General features: G+C 37.5%; 13 protein-coding genes. 6 read left to right on the forward strand and 7 right to left on the reverse strand.

Going from position 1 to position 17,709, the window contains the following annotated elements:
• Positions 1-29: 29 nt before the first annotated feature.
• Positions 30-2,036, forward strand: a complete 2,007-nt coding sequence (locus ABGT15_RS12360; RefSeq protein ID WP_367231749.1) for an endonuclease — start codon at positions 30-32, stop codon at positions 2,034-2,036.
• Positions 2,037-2,088: 52 nt separating this feature from the next.
• Here the strand turns inward: ABGT15_RS12360 and ABGT15_RS12365 are convergent, their stop codons facing one another.
• The 5 genes from ABGT15_RS12365 to ABGT15_RS12385 form a co-directional block, all read right to left on the reverse strand.
• Positions 2,089-2,811 (reverse strand): TIGR00730 family Rossman fold protein, encoded by a 723-nt coding sequence (locus ABGT15_RS12365; RefSeq protein ID WP_437125368.1) that lies wholly within the window; start codon positions 2,809-2,811, stop codon positions 2,089-2,091.
• A 33-nt stretch (positions 2,812-2,844) separates the two neighbouring features.
• Positions 2,845-5,676 (reverse strand): excinuclease ABC subunit UvrA, encoded by a 2,832-nt coding sequence (gene uvrA / locus ABGT15_RS12370; RefSeq protein ID WP_367231751.1) that lies wholly within the window; start codon positions 5,674-5,676, stop codon positions 2,845-2,847.
• Between the two features lie 85 nt (positions 5,677-5,761).
• Positions 5,762-7,582: a chloride channel protein gene (locus ABGT15_RS12375; RefSeq protein WP_367231752.1), complete on the reverse strand. Its 1,821-nt coding sequence runs from the start codon at positions 7,580-7,582 to the stop codon at positions 5,762-5,764.
• 75 nt (positions 7,583-7,657) lie between these two features.
• Positions 7,658-8,323 (reverse strand): DNA alkylation repair protein, encoded by a 666-nt coding sequence (locus ABGT15_RS12380; protein ID WP_367231753.1) that lies wholly within the window; start codon positions 8,321-8,323, stop codon positions 7,658-7,660.
• Positions 8,323-8,907 carry an ACP phosphodiesterase gene (locus ABGT15_RS12385; RefSeq protein WP_367231754.1) on the reverse strand — a complete coding sequence of 195 codons (585 nt, stop codon included), beginning with the start codon at positions 8,905-8,907 and terminating at the stop codon, positions 8,323-8,325. Before ABGT15_RS12385 ends, ABGT15_RS12380 begins: the two co-directional genes overlap by 1 nt.
• 164 nt (positions 8,908-9,071) lie before the next feature.
• Here ABGT15_RS12385 and glmM point away from each other — a divergent pair, with 164 nt between their 5' ends.
• A complete protein-coding gene (glmM, locus tag ABGT15_RS12390) occupies positions 9,072-10,460 on the forward strand; it encodes a phosphoglucosamine mutase (protein ID WP_367231755.1) in 1,389 nt (462 codons plus the stop codon).
• 45 nt (positions 10,461-10,505) lie between these two features.
• Here the strand turns inward: glmM and ABGT15_RS12395 are convergent, their stop codons facing one another.
• Positions 10,506-11,300 carry a Yip1 family protein gene (locus ABGT15_RS12395; RefSeq protein WP_367231756.1) on the reverse strand — a complete coding sequence of 265 codons (795 nt, stop codon included), beginning with the start codon at positions 11,298-11,300 and terminating at the stop codon, positions 10,506-10,508.
• Between the two features lie 46 nt (positions 11,301-11,346).
• Between ABGT15_RS12395 and ABGT15_RS12400 the strand changes: the two genes are divergently transcribed.
• Positions 11,347-12,837 (forward strand): aminotransferase class V-fold PLP-dependent enzyme, encoded by a 1,491-nt coding sequence (locus tag ABGT15_RS12400; RefSeq protein WP_367231757.1) that lies wholly within the window; start codon positions 11,347-11,349, stop codon positions 12,835-12,837.
• Positions 12,838-12,892: 55 nt separating this feature from the next.
• Here the strand turns inward: ABGT15_RS12400 and ABGT15_RS12405 are convergent, their stop codons facing one another.
• Positions 12,893-13,789 carry a lysophospholipid acyltransferase family protein gene (locus ABGT15_RS12405; RefSeq protein ID WP_367231758.1) on the reverse strand — a complete coding sequence of 299 codons (897 nt, stop codon included), beginning with the start codon at positions 13,787-13,789 and terminating at the stop codon, positions 12,893-12,895.
• Positions 13,790-13,893: 104 nt separating this feature from the next.
• Between ABGT15_RS12405 and ABGT15_RS12410 the strand changes: the two genes are divergently transcribed.
• The 3 genes from ABGT15_RS12410 to ABGT15_RS12420 all read left to right on the forward strand — a co-directional run bounded on the left by ABGT15_RS12410 (position 13,894) and on the right by ABGT15_RS12420 (position 17,650).
• Complete coding sequence (locus tag ABGT15_RS12410; RefSeq protein WP_367231759.1) at positions 13,894-14,535, forward strand: rhomboid family intramembrane serine protease; 642 nt, start codon at positions 13,894-13,896, stop codon at positions 14,533-14,535.
• Positions 14,536-14,584: 49 nt separating this feature from the next.
• Complete coding sequence (locus ABGT15_RS12415) at positions 14,585-15,271, forward strand: SIMPL domain-containing protein (RefSeq protein ID WP_367231760.1); 687 nt, start codon at positions 14,585-14,587, stop codon at positions 15,269-15,271.
• 840 nt (positions 15,272-16,111) lie between these two features.
• Positions 16,112-17,650, forward strand: a complete 1,539-nt coding sequence (locus tag ABGT15_RS12420) for a tetratricopeptide repeat protein (protein ID WP_367231761.1) — start codon at positions 16,112-16,114, stop codon at positions 17,648-17,650.
• Positions 17,651-17,709 lie beyond the last annotated feature (59 nt).

A 17,709-nucleotide genomic window follows, 5' to 3' on the forward strand; every position in this document is an offset into this window, starting at 1 on the left:
TAATTTAGTTCCCCCAATTTTAAAAAAACATGATAAAAAAACTACTAATCTTTTTGATTGCGTTATGCTCAAAAGCATCATTTGCACAGGTTGTAATAAGTGAAATTGATTCCGATACTTCCGGTTTTGATACAATGGAATTTATTGAATTAAAATCTTCGTCACCTAATTTCGCTTTAGACGGTTATGTCTTGGTGTTTTTTAACGGTGGGTCAAGCCCATATACTGGAACAACAAGTTATTATGCCATTGATCTGGATGGTTATGCTACAGATATTAACGGTAACTTTCTCATAGGAAATTCACAGGTTTCTCCGTCTCCAAGAATCGTAATACCAAATAATACCATTCAAAACGGTCCTGATGGTGTGGCATTATATCAGGGAAATGATTCAGATTACCCTTTTGGTACTGCTGCGACAAATACGAATTTGATTAATGCTTTAGCGTATTCGAACAGTAATACTACAGAACCGGGCGCTTTAATGACCATTTGGGGGCTGTCTTCCTGTATTAATGAAATGCTGAATAGTGCCGGTGCCACCCAATCAATACAGTTACTTGGCGGAAGCTTTGTAGTTGCAACACCAACACCGGGCGTAAACAATGACGGTTCGGGTATTCCAATTAATTATGTAACGGTTTCATTTACACAACCTTCTTACAATGAAGGAGACAGTTTTAATATTACGTTTACAACAAGCCAGCCAGTTCAGAACGAAACCCTAATCATGAATTTCACTTTGAATAACGGTACTTTCAGTATGTCTGATTTTTCGGGAGGTTTAACTGTTTCGATTCCGGTTGGTCAAACCACTACGCAAACAGGAATTACTTTAACCAACGATGCCATAGATGAAGGCGATGAAGAAATGTTGTTCCGATTTCAGCCTTTACCAACAAGTTATGTAGCCAACAATGATAATATTGTGGTTAGAATTTATGATAATGATTATCAGGTAAATCCGTGGGGAACGCCTTTAAATCCTACGTATGGAATTGTGTCCAGCACTGCACCAGCCAGTTATTACAGTTCTTTGGAAGGATTGAGTGGCGCTGCTTTAAAACAAGCCGTTCAGGATATTATTGCCAATCCCGGTGTGGTTAGACTTCACAGTTATGCAGATATTTGGGAGATTTTAAGAACTGCCGATCAAAACCCGCAAAATTCAAATCAGGTTTGGTGCATGTATATCGAACAGCCAATGGCAAAGCTAGATCAGCAAACCGGAAGCAGTATTGTCGGAAAATGGAACAGAGAGCATATTTTCTGTCAGTCACGAGGAGGTTTTGAAGCAGCAATGGGCGATACTGCCGATGGTATCAATGTATGGACGACGACAAGTGCATCAAGTACTGTAGACGGTGTGTCCGATGCCCATCACATCCGTGCGGAAAACGGTCAGGAAAATTCTTCCCGAAATAATAAAAATTATGGTCCGGTAGCTTCATCAACAGTTTATGCAGGTCCATCAACAGGCCCGCAGGCAGGATCTTGGAAAGGCGATGTAGCAAGAGCTTTGTTTTATATGGCAGTGCGTTTTAATGGGTTGAATGTGGTAAATGGTGATCCGTCAGAATATTTGGCAGATGGTGTTACACCTTCAGGAAATATTGGAGATTTGGCAACTTTGCTAACATGGAACACTACAGATCCAAGAGACGACTTTGAAATGAATCGCAACAATTATATCTATACTTGGCAGATGAACCGAAATCCGTTTATCGATCATCCTACTCTTGCAAATTATATTTTTGGAGCCAATTATGGACAGCCGTGGTCATCCACATTAAGTACGGGTGAATTTACAGATTTAAATGTTCGTATGTATCCAAACCCGGCTTCAGACAGAATAACGATTACCGGTGTTGATTCCGAGGGAATTGTTGAATTTTACAGCTTGACCGGTCAAAAAGTAAAAACGGCAACCTTCAGTGGAAATACGGTGTTTAATTTAGATTTGTCTTCCGGTTTGTATATGGTGAAAATTACTTCGGAAAATAAATCCACCACCCGAAGACTTATAGTTAAGTAATAAAAAGATTGTATACAAAAAAGCTTCCGTTTGTGCGGAAGCTTTTTTATTCTTAGAAGTTTGGACTAAGATTGTATTTTTTGTAGAAGTTATCTAATACTTCTAACACTTCGTCTTCGGTATCAACAATTTTGATTAAATTAAGGTCTTCAGTACTTGCGTTTTTTTCCTGATCGATCATTACTGCTTTCACCCATTCGAATAATCCGCTCCAGAATTCTCTACCTACTAAAATGATCGGGAATTTTCCAATTTTTTTAGTTTGAATCAGGGTAACCGCTTCAAATAACTCATCTAGAGTTCCGAAACCTCCTGGCATTACCACAAATCCCTGAGAGTATTTTACGAACATTACTTTGCGGACAAAGAAATAATCGAAATTAAGGTTTTTGTCTTTATCAATATATGGATTGTAATGTTGCTCAAAAGGCAATTCAATATTTAAACCTACGGAGGTTCCATTTCCTAAATGGGCCCCTTTATTTCCAGCTTCCATGATACCGGGGCCACCGCCTGTAATTACACCGTAGCCTGCCTGACTTATTTTGAAAGCAATCTTTTCCGCTAATAAATAATATTTGTTATCCGGTTTTGTTCGCGCCGAACCAAAGATGGAAACACAAGGCCCGATACGTCCCATGGTTTCATAACCGTTAACAAATTCCGACATGATTTTAAAAATCGCCCAAGAGTCGTTAGCGCGTATTTCGTTCCAGGTTTTCTGTTTGAATTTGTCCTGGATTTTATCCTCATCACTTAAAAATTCGTCTTTCATCATTTTTCGTTTCGTTAAAAATTAAATAGCCTGCTAATGTAATTCTTTTTTCAAAAACTGAGCAGTGTAGCTATTCTTATTTTTGATGACTTCTTCCGGTGTTCCTTTCGCGATTAGTTGTCCGCCGCCTTTTCCGCCTTCGTAGCCGATATCAATAATGTAATCGGCCAATTTGATAACATCGAGGTTGTGTTCGATAATTAAAACGGTATTGCCTTTTTCTACCAATTTGTTAATCACTTCCATCAGCACGCGAATGTCCTCGAAATGCAGTCCGGTTGTAGGTTCGTCCAGAATGTAAAACGTGTTTCCGGTATCTTTTTTAGATAATTCGGTCGCTAGTTTGATGCGTTGTGCTTCACCACCGGAAAGTGTTGTACTTTGTTGCCCCATAGTGATATAGCCTAATCCTACATCCTGAATCGTTTTTACTTTTCGGTAGATTTTCGGAATGTTTTCAAAGAAATCAACCGCTTCATCTACTGTCATTTCCAAAACATCGGAGATTGATTTTCCTTTATAACGAATTTCCAACGTTTCACGATTGAATCGCTTTCCCTGACAGGTTTCACATTCCACGTAAACATCCGGTAAGAAACTCATTTCGATGGTACGAACGCCTGAACCTTCGCAGGTTTCACAACGTCCGCCGGAAACATTGAAACTAAATCGCCCGGGTTTGTAACCTCTAATTTGAGCTTCAGGGGTTTGCGTAAACAAGGTTCTTATCTCGGAAAACACATCAGTATATGTTGCCGGATTCGAGCGTGGTGTGCGTCCGATTGGGCTTTGATCGATGTCAATTACTTTGTCGATATGCTCTAAACCTTCAATTTTTTTATAAGGCTGCGGTTTTTTTACAGCGTTGAAGAAATGTGTATTTAAAATAGGGTAAAGCGTTTCGTTAATCAAGGTCGATTTTCCGCTGCCTGAAACTCCGGTAACACAAATCAGTTTCCCGAGTGGAAATTCAACCGAAACATCTTTTAAATTATTTCCCGTTGCTCCGGATAATTTTAACAGATTTCCGTTTCCTTCGCGTCGTTTTTTCGGAATGGCAATTTCCATTTTTCCGTTCAGGTATTGTGCGGTAATGGTGTTTTCTTTTAATAATTCAGACGGTGTTCCTTTGCTGATGATTTCCCCACCGAAACGTCCTGCTTTCGGACCGATATCGATGACGTAATCAGCACGCTCTATCATGTCTTTGTCGTGTTCCACCACGATTACCGAGTTTCCAATGTCGCGCAATTGCTCCAGAGAATGAATCAGTTTTTCATTGTCGCGCTGGTGTAATCCGATACTTGGTTCGTCTAAAATATATAAAACCCCAACCAATTGCGAACCGATTTGAGTAGCCAGACGAATACGTTGTGCCTCACCGCCGGAAAGCGATTTTGAACTTCTGTTTAAGGCTAAGTAATTCAAACCGACATCCACTAAGAAGCTTAAGCGGGCTTTGATTTCTTTAACTACTTCAACTGCAATGACTTTTTGTTTTTCGGTAAGATGATTGTCCAAATTGTTGAACCATTCGCACAATTCGTCAATATCCATAGCCGATAATTCGCCAATATTTTTCTCATTGATTTTGAAGTACAACGATTCTTTTTTCAAACGTGTTCCGTGGCATTCCGGACATTCGATTTCGTCCATGAATTCTTTGGCCCAGCGCTTGATGGAAGCCGAACCACTTTCCTCATATTGGTTTTTGATGAAATTCGAAATCCCTTCAAAATCGATTTTATAATCTTTAGTGATGCCCATTACTTTGGAAACCACCGAAAATTTCTCGTTACCACCGTTTAAAATCATATCCATGGCTTCGGCCGGAAGAGTTTCAATCGGATCGGTCAGTTTGAACCCGAATTTTTCTCCAATGATTTCCAACTGTTTGAAAATCCATGAGCTTTTTTGTTCGCCAAGCGGTGCAAAACCACCTTGTTTTATGGAAAGTTTCGGGTTTGGAATAATTTTATTTTGATTGATTTCGTTCACCGTTCCCAAACCGTTACAGTGGTCGCAAGCACCTTTTGGTGAGTTGAACGAGAAGTTGTTTGGTTCCGGATTTGGGTAAGAAATTCCAGAGGTAGGACACATTAAATTTCTACTGAAATAGCGTACTTCCTGACTTTCTTGCTCGATAATCATCATAATACCGTCTCCGTGATACATGGCAACTTTGATACTTTCGGTCAGGCGCTTGTCTAAATCTTCGGTTTGTTCAATCGCCATTCGGTCGATTACCGTTTCGATGTCGTGGGTTTTATAACGATCCACTTTCATCCCGTATTCCAAATCACGGATTTCGCCGTCTACACGAACTTTTACAAAGCCTTGTTTGGAAATCTGTTCGAACAATTCACGATAATGACCTTTTCGGGAACGGATAATGGGTGCTAAAATATTAATACGTTTTCCGTTAAAATGCTCAAAGATCAATTCCTTGATTTGCTCATCGGAATACGAAACCATTTTCTCGCCAGTGTTGTAACTGTAGGCTTCTCCGGCTCTTGCGAATAATAAACGTAAGAAATCATAAATTTCGGTAATGGTCCCAACGGTAGAACGCGGGCTTTTACTGGTGGTTTTCTGTTCGATGGCAATCACCGGGGAAAGGCCGTCGATTTTATCCACATCGGGTCGTTCCAATCCACCTAAAAACTGACGGGCATAAGCAGAAAATGTTTCAATGTAACGGCGTTGTCCTTCGGCATAAATGGTATCAAAAGCCAAAGATGATTTTCCCGAACCTGAAAGCCCGGTAATCACCACGAGTTTTTCCCGCGGAATGACGACGTCTATATTTTTAAGATTATGAGCGCGGGCGCCTAAAACTTCAATAGTTTCTTCAGAATTCAACATAAATTAGCTGTGTAGTTGTGCAAAACGCAAAGGTACAGTTTTGTAGCTAATTTTCAGATAGGCAGCCGAAAAGAAAATTTAGTTTTTATTCGATTCGCAACGACTTCAGTTTTTCACGGTAACTGGTGAGAATTTCGGATTTTTCAACATAACCCAAACATTTTTGGTCCTTTAAAACGAATAGGATATCAGTATTGGAACTTTCAAACTTTTCCATAACGGTTTCCATGACTTCGTCATAGCAAATAGTTGTTTTGGGTTGTTCAATGACATCGCTTAAAGGAGTATATTTTGTCTGAAAGGCATTAAAAATTATCGGTCGGATGGAATCGAAATTAATAATTCCTTCAAATACTTCTTTTTCGTTGATAACCGGAAAAACGGATTGCTTGGTTTGTGAGAGGATAGTAGTAACATCTTCCAATTTAGCAGCAGTTGAAATTGAAACAAAGTTCGTTTTGATATGTTTTGAAAGTTCGATGGAGGAAAGAATGTTTTTGTCTTTATCACTGGTGAAAACCGTTCCTGTATCAGCCAAATTTTTAATATCCATGGAATGCACTTCCATTTTCTTGGAAATGGCAAAACTGATGGAGGAAACGATCATCAGCGGTACAAACAAACCATAACCGCCAGTAATTTCAGCGATAAGGAAAATAGCGGTCAATGGGGCGTGAAACAAACCGCTCAATAAACCAGCCATCCCGACTACCGAGAAATTGCTGATGGGTAAATCTTTATCAATTCCGGTTAGCTGAAAAAATTTTGCCACAAAAAAACCAAGATAGGAGCCTACAAAAAGGGAAGGTGCAAAGTTACCGCCATTACCACCGCTTCCTAATGTTAAACCGGTTGCGAAAGATTTGATCATCATCGTAAGACCAATAAAACCAAGTAAAATCCATTCGTTGGACCTTTTGTTTTCCAAAATAGTATTTTCCATTAGAACGGATGGATCGGCGGAAGAAAGTGTTTTAATGCTTTCATAACCCTCACCAAAAAGTGTAGGGAAAAAGAAAATCAGTACGGCCAATATTCCGGCTCCAAATAGTGCTTTTGTGAAAAGTGGCGACTTAAGTTTTGAAAAATAATGTTCCACTTTTCTGAAATTTCGGGCATGATACACCGACACTAAACCTGATAAAATGCCTAAAATGATATAGTAAGGAATATTGTGATAATCGAAAGTCAGCTGGTTTTTGAAAGATAAAATGATTTCTTCTTTTAAAAGAACGGTAGCGACCAGAGAGCCGGTTGCCGCTGAAATCATAATTGGAATGAAAGCGGTTACGCTCATATCGGCCAAAATCACTTCAATGGCGAATAAAACACCGGCAATGGGCGCACCAAAGGCGGCTCCGATTCCTGCAGCGACACCACAAGCCAGCAAAAGGGTCCGGTCTTTATAATTTAATCGGTATTTTTGAGCGAAGTTGGAACCAAAAGCCGCGCCGGTAATGGTAATAGGTGATTCTAAACCTGCCGATCCACCCATGCCAACAGTCAAGGAACTCGTTATGATTTGCGCATACATTTGCTTTCTGGGCATAATCCCAGATTTGTTGGCAACGGCAATCATAATTTGAGAAGTACCTTTTTCGATGCTTCCGTCCAGAAATTTTTTAATAACCCAAACGGTCAGCAGAATTCCGATAACCGGAAGTAAACTGTTCGAATAGGGCAAATGGAAAATATGATCGATGTAATTTGCGAAGCGAAAGACCCAATGCGCAAATGTTTTTAAGACAATTACAGCCAATGCTGAAGAAATTCCCACCAAAACACAGGAAATGTACAAAAACTGGCGGTTACTTACTACTGATTTTAGTAAAAATAAGAACGCTTCAAAACGCTTTAACTGTTTGCGTATGAATAAAGTAAATGATGAAGCTTTCCTGTTCGGCATTAAATTTTTTTAAAATTCAGATTGGATGAAAACGCTAAAATACGGCATTTTTATCAGAACACTGGTTTAAGGAAGTTATAAATTTCGTAAGGCTTCGCGTTTGCTTAAGGGCTTTAAATCGGTCTTTGCGACAAAATCGGTTACACCTTTTGGGTTAAAACGACTGTAATCCCGAAGCGCCCAACCAATGGCTTTCTGAATGAAAAATTCTTTGGACACTTTGTGTTTTTCACAGATGGTAAACAGTAAATCTGCATCGGTTTTAGCCTTATAATCCAATTGGAAAAGAATCGCCGAACGGTTTAGCCACATGTTCTCAGCATTTGAAAATCGGTTAATTACATTTTGGATTTCTTCTGGAAGCTGAACAAGGTAATTTCCCAACAGATATTTGGCAATCGTATCCACGCTGTCCCACCAAGAATGGGTGATAATCAGGTTTTCAATTAGTAAAATGTCTTCTTTTTGAAACTTGTTTTTGAGTTCTTTGATTAGGATTTCTATGGCACAATAATGAAACTCGCGTTCTTTCTTCTGATACAATTCCAAAGCAATTTCGTGGGGATTTTGTTTGATTTCGTCTTTATGGTTGTTCCAGATTTCTTTAAACAAAGTCCTTCTCGGAGTCGTTTTGATCCCTAAAAAAGTAAAATTGTTTTTCATGTAAGCTTCCATCGGTACAGCTGATTCTGCGGAAGCATTTTCACGGAAAACAGTATCAAGCTTGGTGATGAAATTCATTATAAAATAGCAAGTTTCTGTTGGGCGTGCGTTCGCAATTCTTCGAAAAATGTGGTAAATTCCTGTTCAAATTCAGTGTAGTATTCTTTTAGTTCTTCAACGGCATTTTGCATGTTAGCACGGTTTTTTGTGCGATGGTCCATCTGAAACAAAATCTGACCGATTCCTTCAATTGTGGCGTAGGTAACCAGCCAGTTTCTGCCAATCATATAAGGCATCATTCCTTTGGTTTTTGGGGTAAGCCAGTCATAATTATCTCTTAAGGAATTGTAAAACCGCTCGGCATATTTTTCTAAATTTTCATTGGAGTATTTGGCCCAGTTCTTCGCCAGAAAATGATCGTAAATAATATCCATGATCACTCCGGAATAATGTCCGTACTTTTCATGTAGTCGGTGTTTGCTTTGTCTGAAAACCGGATGCGCATCCGTAAAGGTGTCAATGGCCCGATGTAATAAAACGCCTTTCTGCACGTCCAGCGGAAACTGTTCGTAGTCATGACCGCGAATACCGTCCGCCATAAAATTCCCGATTTTGATCAAATCGTTTTCCCCGGAAAGATAGATGTGTGCTAAAAAGTTCATTAAACAAGTCGCTAAGGTTTTAAGAAGCTAAGGCACTAAGGTTATTTGTAAATATAAAAAAAGTTAAGTAATTATACTGTCAATTTTTTTCAAAAAAACTTAGTTTCTCAGTACCTCAGTACCTCAGTACCTTTTATATTTGTACTTGCAAAAAAGAAATTCATATGACTCTAATAAAATCCATATCAGGAATTCGCGGAACCATTGGCGGTAAAGTCGGGGATAACCTTACTCCGGTTGATGCCGTGAAATTTGCTTCGGCTTACGGAACTTTCTTAAAACAAAACATACAAAAAGACAGATTAACGGTTGTAATTGGTCGCGATGCCCGTATTTCAGGCCCAATGATCCACAATTTGGTGGTAAATACCTTAGTCGGTTTAGGAATTGATATAATCGATTTAGGTTTGTCGACTACACCAACCGTTGAAGTTGCCGTTCCCTTAGAAAAAGCCGATGGTGGTATTATTTTAACCGCCTCGCACAATCCAAAACAATGGAATGCCCTAAAATTATTGAACGCAAAAGGCGAGTTTTTAAGCGGTGCCGACGGTGCTAAAATCCTTGAAATTGCTGAAGCAGAAGCTTTCGATTTTTCCGATGTGGACAGTTTAGGGGCGATTACCGAAAACGATGCTTACATGGACATTCATATCGATGAAGTATTGAATTTGCCTTTAGTGGATGCCGAAGCCGTTGCCAAACGTAAATTTAAAGTTGTGGTGGACGGTGTCAATTCATCTGGAGGAATTATTATTCCGAAATTGTTGGAGCAGATGGGCGTGGAAGTAGTAGAATTGTACTGCGAACCTAATGGTCATTTTCCACACAATCCGGAGCCATTGAAAGAACATTTGGGTGACATCTGTAAATTGGTGGTGGAAGAAAAAGCCGATTTCGGTATCGTTGTAGATCCGGATGTAGACCGTTTGGCTTTCATTTCAAACGATGGTGAAATGTTTGGAGAAGAATACACTTTGGTTGCCGTTGCCGATTACGTTTTAAGTAAAACACCAGGTAATACGGTTTCGAACATGTCTTCATCCAGAGCATTAAGAGATATCACGGAAAAACACAACGGTAGTTATCAAGCAAGTGCAGTAGGTGAGGTGAACGTGGTGGAATTAATGAAAGCCACAAATGCGATTATCGGAGGAGAAGGAAACGGAGGAATTATTTATCCGGAAAGTCATTATGGTCGCGATTCGATGGTTGGTGTGGCTTTATTCCTTACGCATTTAGCAAATATGGAAATGACTGTAGCCGAATTGAGAGCATCGTATCCACAGTATTTCATGAGTAAAAATAAAATTGAACTTACTCCTCAAATCGATGTGGATAAGGTGATGAAGCAAATTGCTGAAAAATATGCTTCGGAAAACCTTTCAACAATTGATGGTGTAAAAATTGATTTCCCAACGGAATGGGTTCATTTAAGAAAATCGAACACCGAGCCAATTATCCGAATCTATACGGAAGCACCAACGCAAAATGCCGCCGATGTTTTAGCCGAGCGTTTTGTAAGCGAACTGAAGCAGATAGCCGGAATTTAATATAAAAACCCTGAGTGAAAGCTCAGGGTTTTGTTTTAGAGGTTATTATCGAAATAAAAAGATTATAATGATAATTGGTATGACAATGAACAGTATCGGCAGAAAGAAGTTTAAAATCGCTTTCCCAATGGAGAATTTTTGAACTTCCGAAAGCCCAATTATACAAAGTACCATGGTCCAAATACCTAACACTACCTGAACAATCGCACAACCGTAGGAGATGATATTCAGGATTATCCCGGTACTTGAGGTAGCATCTTCAGTTTGAAAAATTCCACTCCGCTGAATCAGTAATTGAGGAATCAGAAAGGCTATTGCTAAGATGGAAGGAATCATGGCATAAGCAATCACTCTTATGATACTGTCGGTATTCCCTTTTCCGTCAAGCCATTTTCCGGACCAGCTTAATAAAGCAGCATAAATATAATACGAAATCCAGCCAAATAATCCTCCAGCTACTACGCTAATCAGAATAATACCGACAAGTCCCATACTATCATCTCCCACATCTTTGCCTGCAGCTTTGTCTAAGGAGTTTGCGATACCGGCCATTATCAGTAAAGGCGTTACCAGTTTATCGTATTTATTATCGTTGATAAATTTGAACACCATCCTTGGTGAAGTCCAGATACGATTGAAGATTTCTTTATTGGTCAGGGATAAGGTTGCTTCAAACTCTATAAAGTTTTCGTTTGATTCCGTGTAGTTTTCTTCCATTGTAGCTTTAATTGTTTTACGAAAATAGCTTTTTTCTTCCGTTTCAGCAGGTAGAATTTGGTCGATTTTAAAAGTTTTGTTAAAAACAGAAGTATTGTGCTCAAATTCAGGGTAAGTACTCATACAAATTTCCAAAAAAATGTATCTTTGACCGCAAATGCAAAATGACATGACTACAACTGAAAAAACCACACAACTGGAACAGTATTTTCAGCAGTTTAGAAATAACATCATCGGAATCAATCAGGAGTTCGAATCGCCTTTCGGAACCCAGAAAATCATTTATACCGACTGGACCGCTTCCGGAAGATTGTACCGCCCGATCGAAGAAAAACTGATGAACGAATTCGGTCCGTTTGTGGCCAATACGCATACCGAAACCACCGTTTCCGGAACTGCAATGACTATGGCGTACCATGAGGCACGTCACATCATCAAAAAACACGTCAACAGCAATCAAGATGATATTCTTATTGTTGACGGTTCGGGGATGACAGGCGTGGTGAATAAGTTTCAGCGAATCTTAGGGTTGAAAGTACCTGAAAACCTTCAGAAGTATACGCAAGTTCCTGAAGAGAAAAAGCCGGTCGTGTTTATTTCGCACATGGAACATCACTCCAATCAAACTTCTTGGTTAGAAACGATTGCTAAAGTTGAGGTGATTCCGGCCTGTGAAAAAGGATTGATTTGTCTGGACAGTTTTAAAACATTGCTGGAACAATACAAAGACAGAACGTTGAAAATTGCCTCAATTACGGGCTGCTCGAATGTTACGGGAATCAGAACGCCTTATCATGAAGTGGCTAAATTAGTGCATCAGTACAACGGGGTTTGTTTTGTAGATTTCGCCTGTTCAGCGCCTTATATTAAAATTGATATGCATCCAGCGGATAATCCGGAAGGGTATTTGGATGCAATTTTCTTCTCACCACACAAATTTTTAGGCGGACCGGGAACTTCGGGAGTGCTTATTTTCAATAAAAAACTATACAAAAACATGGTGCCGGATCATCCGGGAGGCGGAACAGTAAGCTGGACGAATCCTTGGGGCGAACACAAATATTTGGATAATATTGAAGAACGTGAAGATGGCGGAACACCGGGTTTTTTACAGGTAATCAAAACGGCTTTGGCTATTCAGCTGAAGGAACAAATGGGGATTGATAACATTCTGAAGCGCGAACATGAAATTGTTGATTATGTTTTCGAACAATTAAAAGCGATTCCGAATCTAAATATATTGGCAGGTCAGCACGAAAACAGGTTAGGTGTGATTTCGTTCTACATTAACGATTTGCATTTTAATTTAGGTGTGAAATTATTGAACGACCGTTTTGGGATTCAAACCCGTGGCGGATGTAGCTGTGCCGGGACGTACGGTCATTATTTATTGCACGTAGATCAGGAACAGTCGCATTATTTGACCGACAAAATTACCGCCGGCGATTTAATCGAAAAACCGGGATGGATTCGTATGTCGATTCACCCAACGACAACTTCTGCTGAAATCGAATATGTTTGCAGCAGTATTAAAGCATTAGCGGAAAATCATAAAGAATGGTCTCAGGATTATGAATACAACAATAAATCGAATGAGTTTGTTCATAAAAATGCGCTTCACAAGGAAAAAGATATGGTTAAGATATGGTTTTCTTTGTAAAGCAATTAAATAAACAAATAAAAAAACACTTATGAAAATAAGTGTTTTTTTTATTTTATTTCTCAGTGGTTTCCGGATGATCTTCTTTGTTATGCTTCCAGCGTTTGTGTGTCCAGAGATAGTATTCGGGTTTTTCCAGAATTTGTTGCTCTACCATTTTGAAAAACATATCAGTCATTTCAAAATCTGGAACCTTACTGGGATCTTCAACCATTGGTACAAAAGTGGCCTGATACCTTCCACGGCCTAGTTTTTCACCTTTAACAAATAAGGCGTTCATTTTTAGTCTTTTGGTAAGTGTTTCGGCTCCGGTATGTACAGGAACTTCTTTACCCATAAAAGTAACCCAATGTTGTGCTTTCCATACTTTCGGTGATTGATCCGCTGCAAATCCGTAAACGCCTTTAATGCCTTTGCGGTAGTTTTCCACCATTACCTGAGTGGTTTCTTTAGTATCGATTAAGGTGGCATCGAATTTTCCGCGAATGTCACGTACCAATTTATCGAAATATTTGTTTTTGATTTTTTTGTAAATCCCGAATCCTTCAAAATTGATGTGCTTGTTCATAATCAGAAGCCACTCATAGCTCGAATAATGAGCACAAAAAATAGAAATGCTTTTCCCTTTTGCTTCATATTCGTGATACAATTCCATATTGGTGAAAGTAAAACGCTTGTTGATTTCTGCATCGGAAATAGTCATTGTTTTAATCATTTCAAGGAATCCGTCAACTAAATGATGGTAAGATTCCTTTTCTATTCTTAAACGTTCTTTATCAGATAAATGAGGAAGGGCCAAAGCTAAATTTTCCCGGACTACTTTCTTACGGTATCCAACTATATAATAAACTAAGACATAAATACAATCTGAAAGAAAATATAATACCCGAAAAGGAAGGATTGAAATAATCCATAAAATTGGGTAAACGATCAGAAATAAGGCTAACTGCATTTTGTTCTTTTTTGCAAATATACTTTTAAAAGTAATTATTCTTTCATTTAATTAACATACGGAAGAAAAACAATTGGTAAATTTACGATGAGAAAATTTGATACATGAGTCCAATCCTATTATTAATCATTGCGATTACAGCGATAGTCAGTTACAGAGGTTTAAATGATAATGCTTTTTTTAGAAAGTATGAATTTCATATCGGCAGTATTCGGGCCGGGGAACATATAAGAATGATAACTTCTGGTTTTTTGCATGGTGACTATGGACATCTTATTTTCAATATGCTGACGTTGTATTTTTTTGCACCTGTGGTTATTGCTTATTTGGGAGTGCTACATTTTGTTTTGATATATTTCGGAAGCTTGATTTTCGGAAGTTTATTATCATTGTATTTTCATAAGAATGATTATTACTACCGAGCCATAGGAGCTTCCGGAGCAGTTACCGGGGTTCTGTATTCGGCTATTTTGCTGCGGCCGGACATGGACTTATATATGTTTTTTATTCCTATTCCTATTCCGGCTTATATTTTTGGTATTGGTTATCTTTTGTATTCCATTTACGGAATGAAAGCTAAAAATGATAATATAGGACATACGGCACATTTTGGAGGGGCTATCGGTGGTTATGTTATTACAATATCCCAAGTGCCATCCATGCTTTATGAAAATACACTAATGGTTATTTTATTGGCTATTCCCATTGTTTTACTTTTTATTTTGGAAAAAACAGGGAAAATTTAAGTTTGGCATCGGTTTTGATTTGTAATAGAAAACATAATATTTTAATGCTATGAGAAAAATTTTAGTAATCGCCGTAACAATGTTTATGACAACATTTTCAAACGCACAAGAAATGAAAACAGTTCCACAGGTTGTTGTTTCCGGAGAAGGAAAAGTGAAAGTAACACCAGATCAAGCCATCATTAATGTTGGAGTAGGGAATTCCGGTAACGATGCTGCCGAAGTGAAAAAGAAAAACGATGCAGCCATGGATGCCATCATCAAATATTTAAAAAGTGTAAAACTTCCAGCATCGGATTATCAGACCAAGCAGGTGAGTTTGTTTAAAAATTATGATTACGAGAAAAAGAAGCATTACTATCAGGCTTCACAAACCATTTCAATAACACTTAAAGATTTATCAAAATACGATGTTATCATGATGGGAGTTGTTGATGCCGGAGCTAATACGATTCACGGTGTTGAGTTTAAAACGTCAAAATTGACTCAGTACGAATCGGAAGCGCGAGTAAAAGCTGTTCAGAATGCTAAAGCTAAAGCATTGGATTATGCCGGAGCACTTAATCAGAAAGTTGGTAAAACGCTTTTGGTTACAGATAATTCAGCTACTTACTATCCAAGACCGATGTTCGCGGAAATGAAAGTAGGAAACGATGCTGCAATGCCGAGAGAAACCTTAGCAATTGGTGAGATTGAAATTACAGCTAATGTTACGATTAATTTTGCGTTGGAGTAACAGAGAAATAAATACTAATAAAAAAGCCTTAACGATTGTTAAGGCTTTTTTGTTGGGTGTAAGAATTTAATATTCATTTCATATCAATATTATCTGGCGTTAAGTAAATCTGTCTGCTTCAGAAATTCAAAATCTTTTTGGTAATCGAGTAAAGCTACGTAGGTGCAAAATGTTTCACCGGATCACTTTTGGTATGAGAAGTAAGGACGAATTATGATTAAGGGTGAACCTACTTAAATTTTTAAAAGATTTTTCTGCCAAAACTCCACTAATCAATAAAATTAAATTATTTATATCGATTTAAATGAGAGTTGGTCTATTATCGTTTTTAATTGTAAATAGATATTATTTTTTTTGAAAAAAAATGTCTTGTATTAGTAATTCATTTAGTTCAATAAAGCAATGATTAATGGTATTCTGTGTAAATAACCTTATTGTTATAAGCAAAAAATGATCAATAATTATGTAGATATGATGCAGGGCGGAGAAAAGGGGCCTCTCAACTCTCATGTCCTGAATATTTGATTTGTATTTTTTGTTTTTAGACCTGTGATACAAATCACAGGTTTTTTATTAATGTAATTTATTGTTGAAGTGCCAAGTTTTTAAACAAATTAGCTCAGCAATAGTATATACAAGCTGCTTAAATCATTTGCTGTATGATTCCGATTGCTGCAATAGTATTTTTTGTATAACAATTAATAATTAACGATGTTCTTGAAAGTTTTCTTTAATAAATGTTTGTTCATAATCTTTTTTAGTTCTATTACAATAGCCGGTAATAATAGTTTGAGTAGTAGAGATAGTTGTCAAGTTCTTATAGAAAAAGGAATCGCATTAATGAACGAGAATAAACATTCACGCTCAATAGAATTTCTTACCAAAGCACAAATAATTGCCGAGAGAGGACAGTTTTATAAAGAGCATTTCCTTGCCATTAATAATATAGCTGCCAATTATTGTTTAATGCTTGAATATGGTGAAGCACTTAACTATTATTTTCAGGCATATTCAATTTCGATGCAAAAATTAGATTCAAGTTCAGAGATGGTTGTCTTAAACAACATTGCTGTTTTATATGCGAAGAAAAAAAATTTTGATAAAGCTTATGAGTATTCGGTTAAGGCTTACAGGATAGCTAAAAAAAATAGGGATACTATTAGAGCTGGTATGTATGCCATAAATATTGGGAATATTTTAAATGAAACGGGTAAAATAAAACGAGCGCGAAATTTTTTTCTTGAGGCCGTTCTTTTTTTAAAAGTAAAACCAGATTTTTTACTGATGGCTGAAATTGGTTTAGCAGAAAGTGATTTACTCAATAAGAATTTTTTTCAAGCCAGAAAATCGGCTGTTAATCTGTTAAGGAGCCGTTATCTTTTAAAGGATAGTGATCATGAATATTCATTGTTAATGTTAATTGCGAATTCATATTTCGAAGAAAACAACCCGAAGGATGCAGACAAATATGTAAATGCATTGTTGGACAGAAATCCAAATTTGGAAGTAAAAATCGAAGCTTTTCAATTGCTTTCCAAGATACATTTGAAGAACAAATCATTAGAAAACGCTATAAGATATAAAGATTCTGTTTTTACTGCACATCAGAAACTTAATGAGATAAATAATGCTAAGCTTTTCGAAAACAGTAAAGTAAAATTTGAATTGCAAAACTATAAAAGCAAAATTTCAGACAGTGAGAAAAAAAGAACTCAGGAGAGAAAGATATTCGTTTTTATATTAATTGCTATTGTTTTTACAGTGTTATTGTTTGTCTGGAATTTTAAAAACAGCATAGTTAAGCATAAGCAGATAAAACTCCTGGCAGAAAAAGAACAGCAAATACTCGCTTTAGAACTTGAAAGGGAAAAAAATGAAAATTTACTGCGGGAAAACCAACTTAAGGAAAAGGAAGCACTCGCATTTTTTGAGCAAGAACGCTTAAAAAAAGAGATTGATTTTAAAAATAGAAAATTATCATCCAAGACACTTTATCTGTCTGAAAGAAATCAGATCATTGAAGATATTTTAAGTAAGCTTTCGAATCCTTTAAGCGGTACTGACGATACATCATTAGATATCAAAATTAAATCATTACGTGATCAATTAAACATTGAAGAGGAGTGGGATAGTTTTATACTGCATTTTGAAGAGGTAAATCAGGATTTTCTAAAGAAGATAAAAGGCAAACATCCTAATCTTACGGCCGGTGATATACGATACATTTCTTATATCTACATGAATTTATCAACCAAAGAAATAGCCACAATGCTAAATATAACGCCAGAAGCCTGTCGTAAAAGAAAGGAAAGAATATCCGTAAAAATGAAGCTTCCGGACAACATTTCTTTTTATGAATATCTGACAACATTTCAATAGTCACACTTTGTCACAGCACGGTCACACTTTGTCTGGCCCCATTTTTACCGGGAAAGTAG

This window comes from Flavobacterium enshiense (assembly GCF_040750275.1).
GTDB classification, from domain to species: domain Bacteria; phylum Bacteroidota; class Bacteroidia; order Flavobacteriales; family Flavobacteriaceae; genus Flavobacterium; species Flavobacterium enshiense_B.

Bases quoted from the DNA above. Each gene is read 5' to 3' on its own strand.
- ABGT15_RS12360 (WP_367231749.1), top strand. From the start codon at position 30: ATGATAAAAAAACTACTAATCTTTTTGATTGCGTTATGCTCAAAAGCA.
- ABGT15_RS12365 (WP_437125368.1), bottom strand. From the start codon at position 2,811: ATGAAAGACGAATTTTTAAGTGATGAGGATAAAATCCAGGACAAATTC.
- uvrA (WP_367231751.1), bottom strand. From the start codon at position 5,676: ATGTTGAATTCTGAAGAAACTATTGAAGTTTTAGGCGCCCGCGCTCAT.
- ABGT15_RS12375 (WP_367231752.1), bottom strand. From the start codon at position 7,582: ATGCCGAACAGGAAAGCTTCATCATTTACTTTATTCATACGCAAACAG.
- ABGT15_RS12380 (WP_367231753.1), bottom strand. From the start codon at position 8,323: ATGAATTTCATCACCAAGCTTGATACTGTTTTCCGTGAAAATGCTTCC.
- ABGT15_RS12385 (WP_367231754.1), bottom strand. From the start codon at position 8,907: ATGAACTTTTTAGCACACATCTATCTTTCCGGGGAAAACGATTTGATC.
- glmM (WP_367231755.1), top strand. From the start codon at position 9,072: ATGACTCTAATAAAATCCATATCAGGAATTCGCGGAACCATTGGCGGT.
- ABGT15_RS12395 (WP_367231756.1), bottom strand. From the start codon at position 11,300: ATGAGTACTTACCCTGAATTTGAGCACAATACTTCTGTTTTTAACAAA.
- ABGT15_RS12400 (WP_367231757.1), top strand. From the start codon at position 11,347: ATGACTACAACTGAAAAAACCACACAACTGGAACAGTATTTTCAGCAG.
- ABGT15_RS12405 (WP_367231758.1), bottom strand. From the start codon at position 13,789: ATGCAGTTAGCCTTATTTCTGATCGTTTACCCAATTTTATGGATTATT.
- ABGT15_RS12410 (WP_367231759.1), top strand. From the start codon at position 13,894: ATGAGTCCAATCCTATTATTAATCATTGCGATTACAGCGATAGTCAGT.
- ABGT15_RS12415 (WP_367231760.1), top strand. From the start codon at position 14,585: ATGAGAAAAATTTTAGTAATCGCCGTAACAATGTTTATGACAACATTT.
- ABGT15_RS12420 (WP_367231761.1), top strand. From the start codon at position 16,112: ATGAACGAGAATAAACATTCACGCTCAATAGAATTTCTTACCAAAGCA.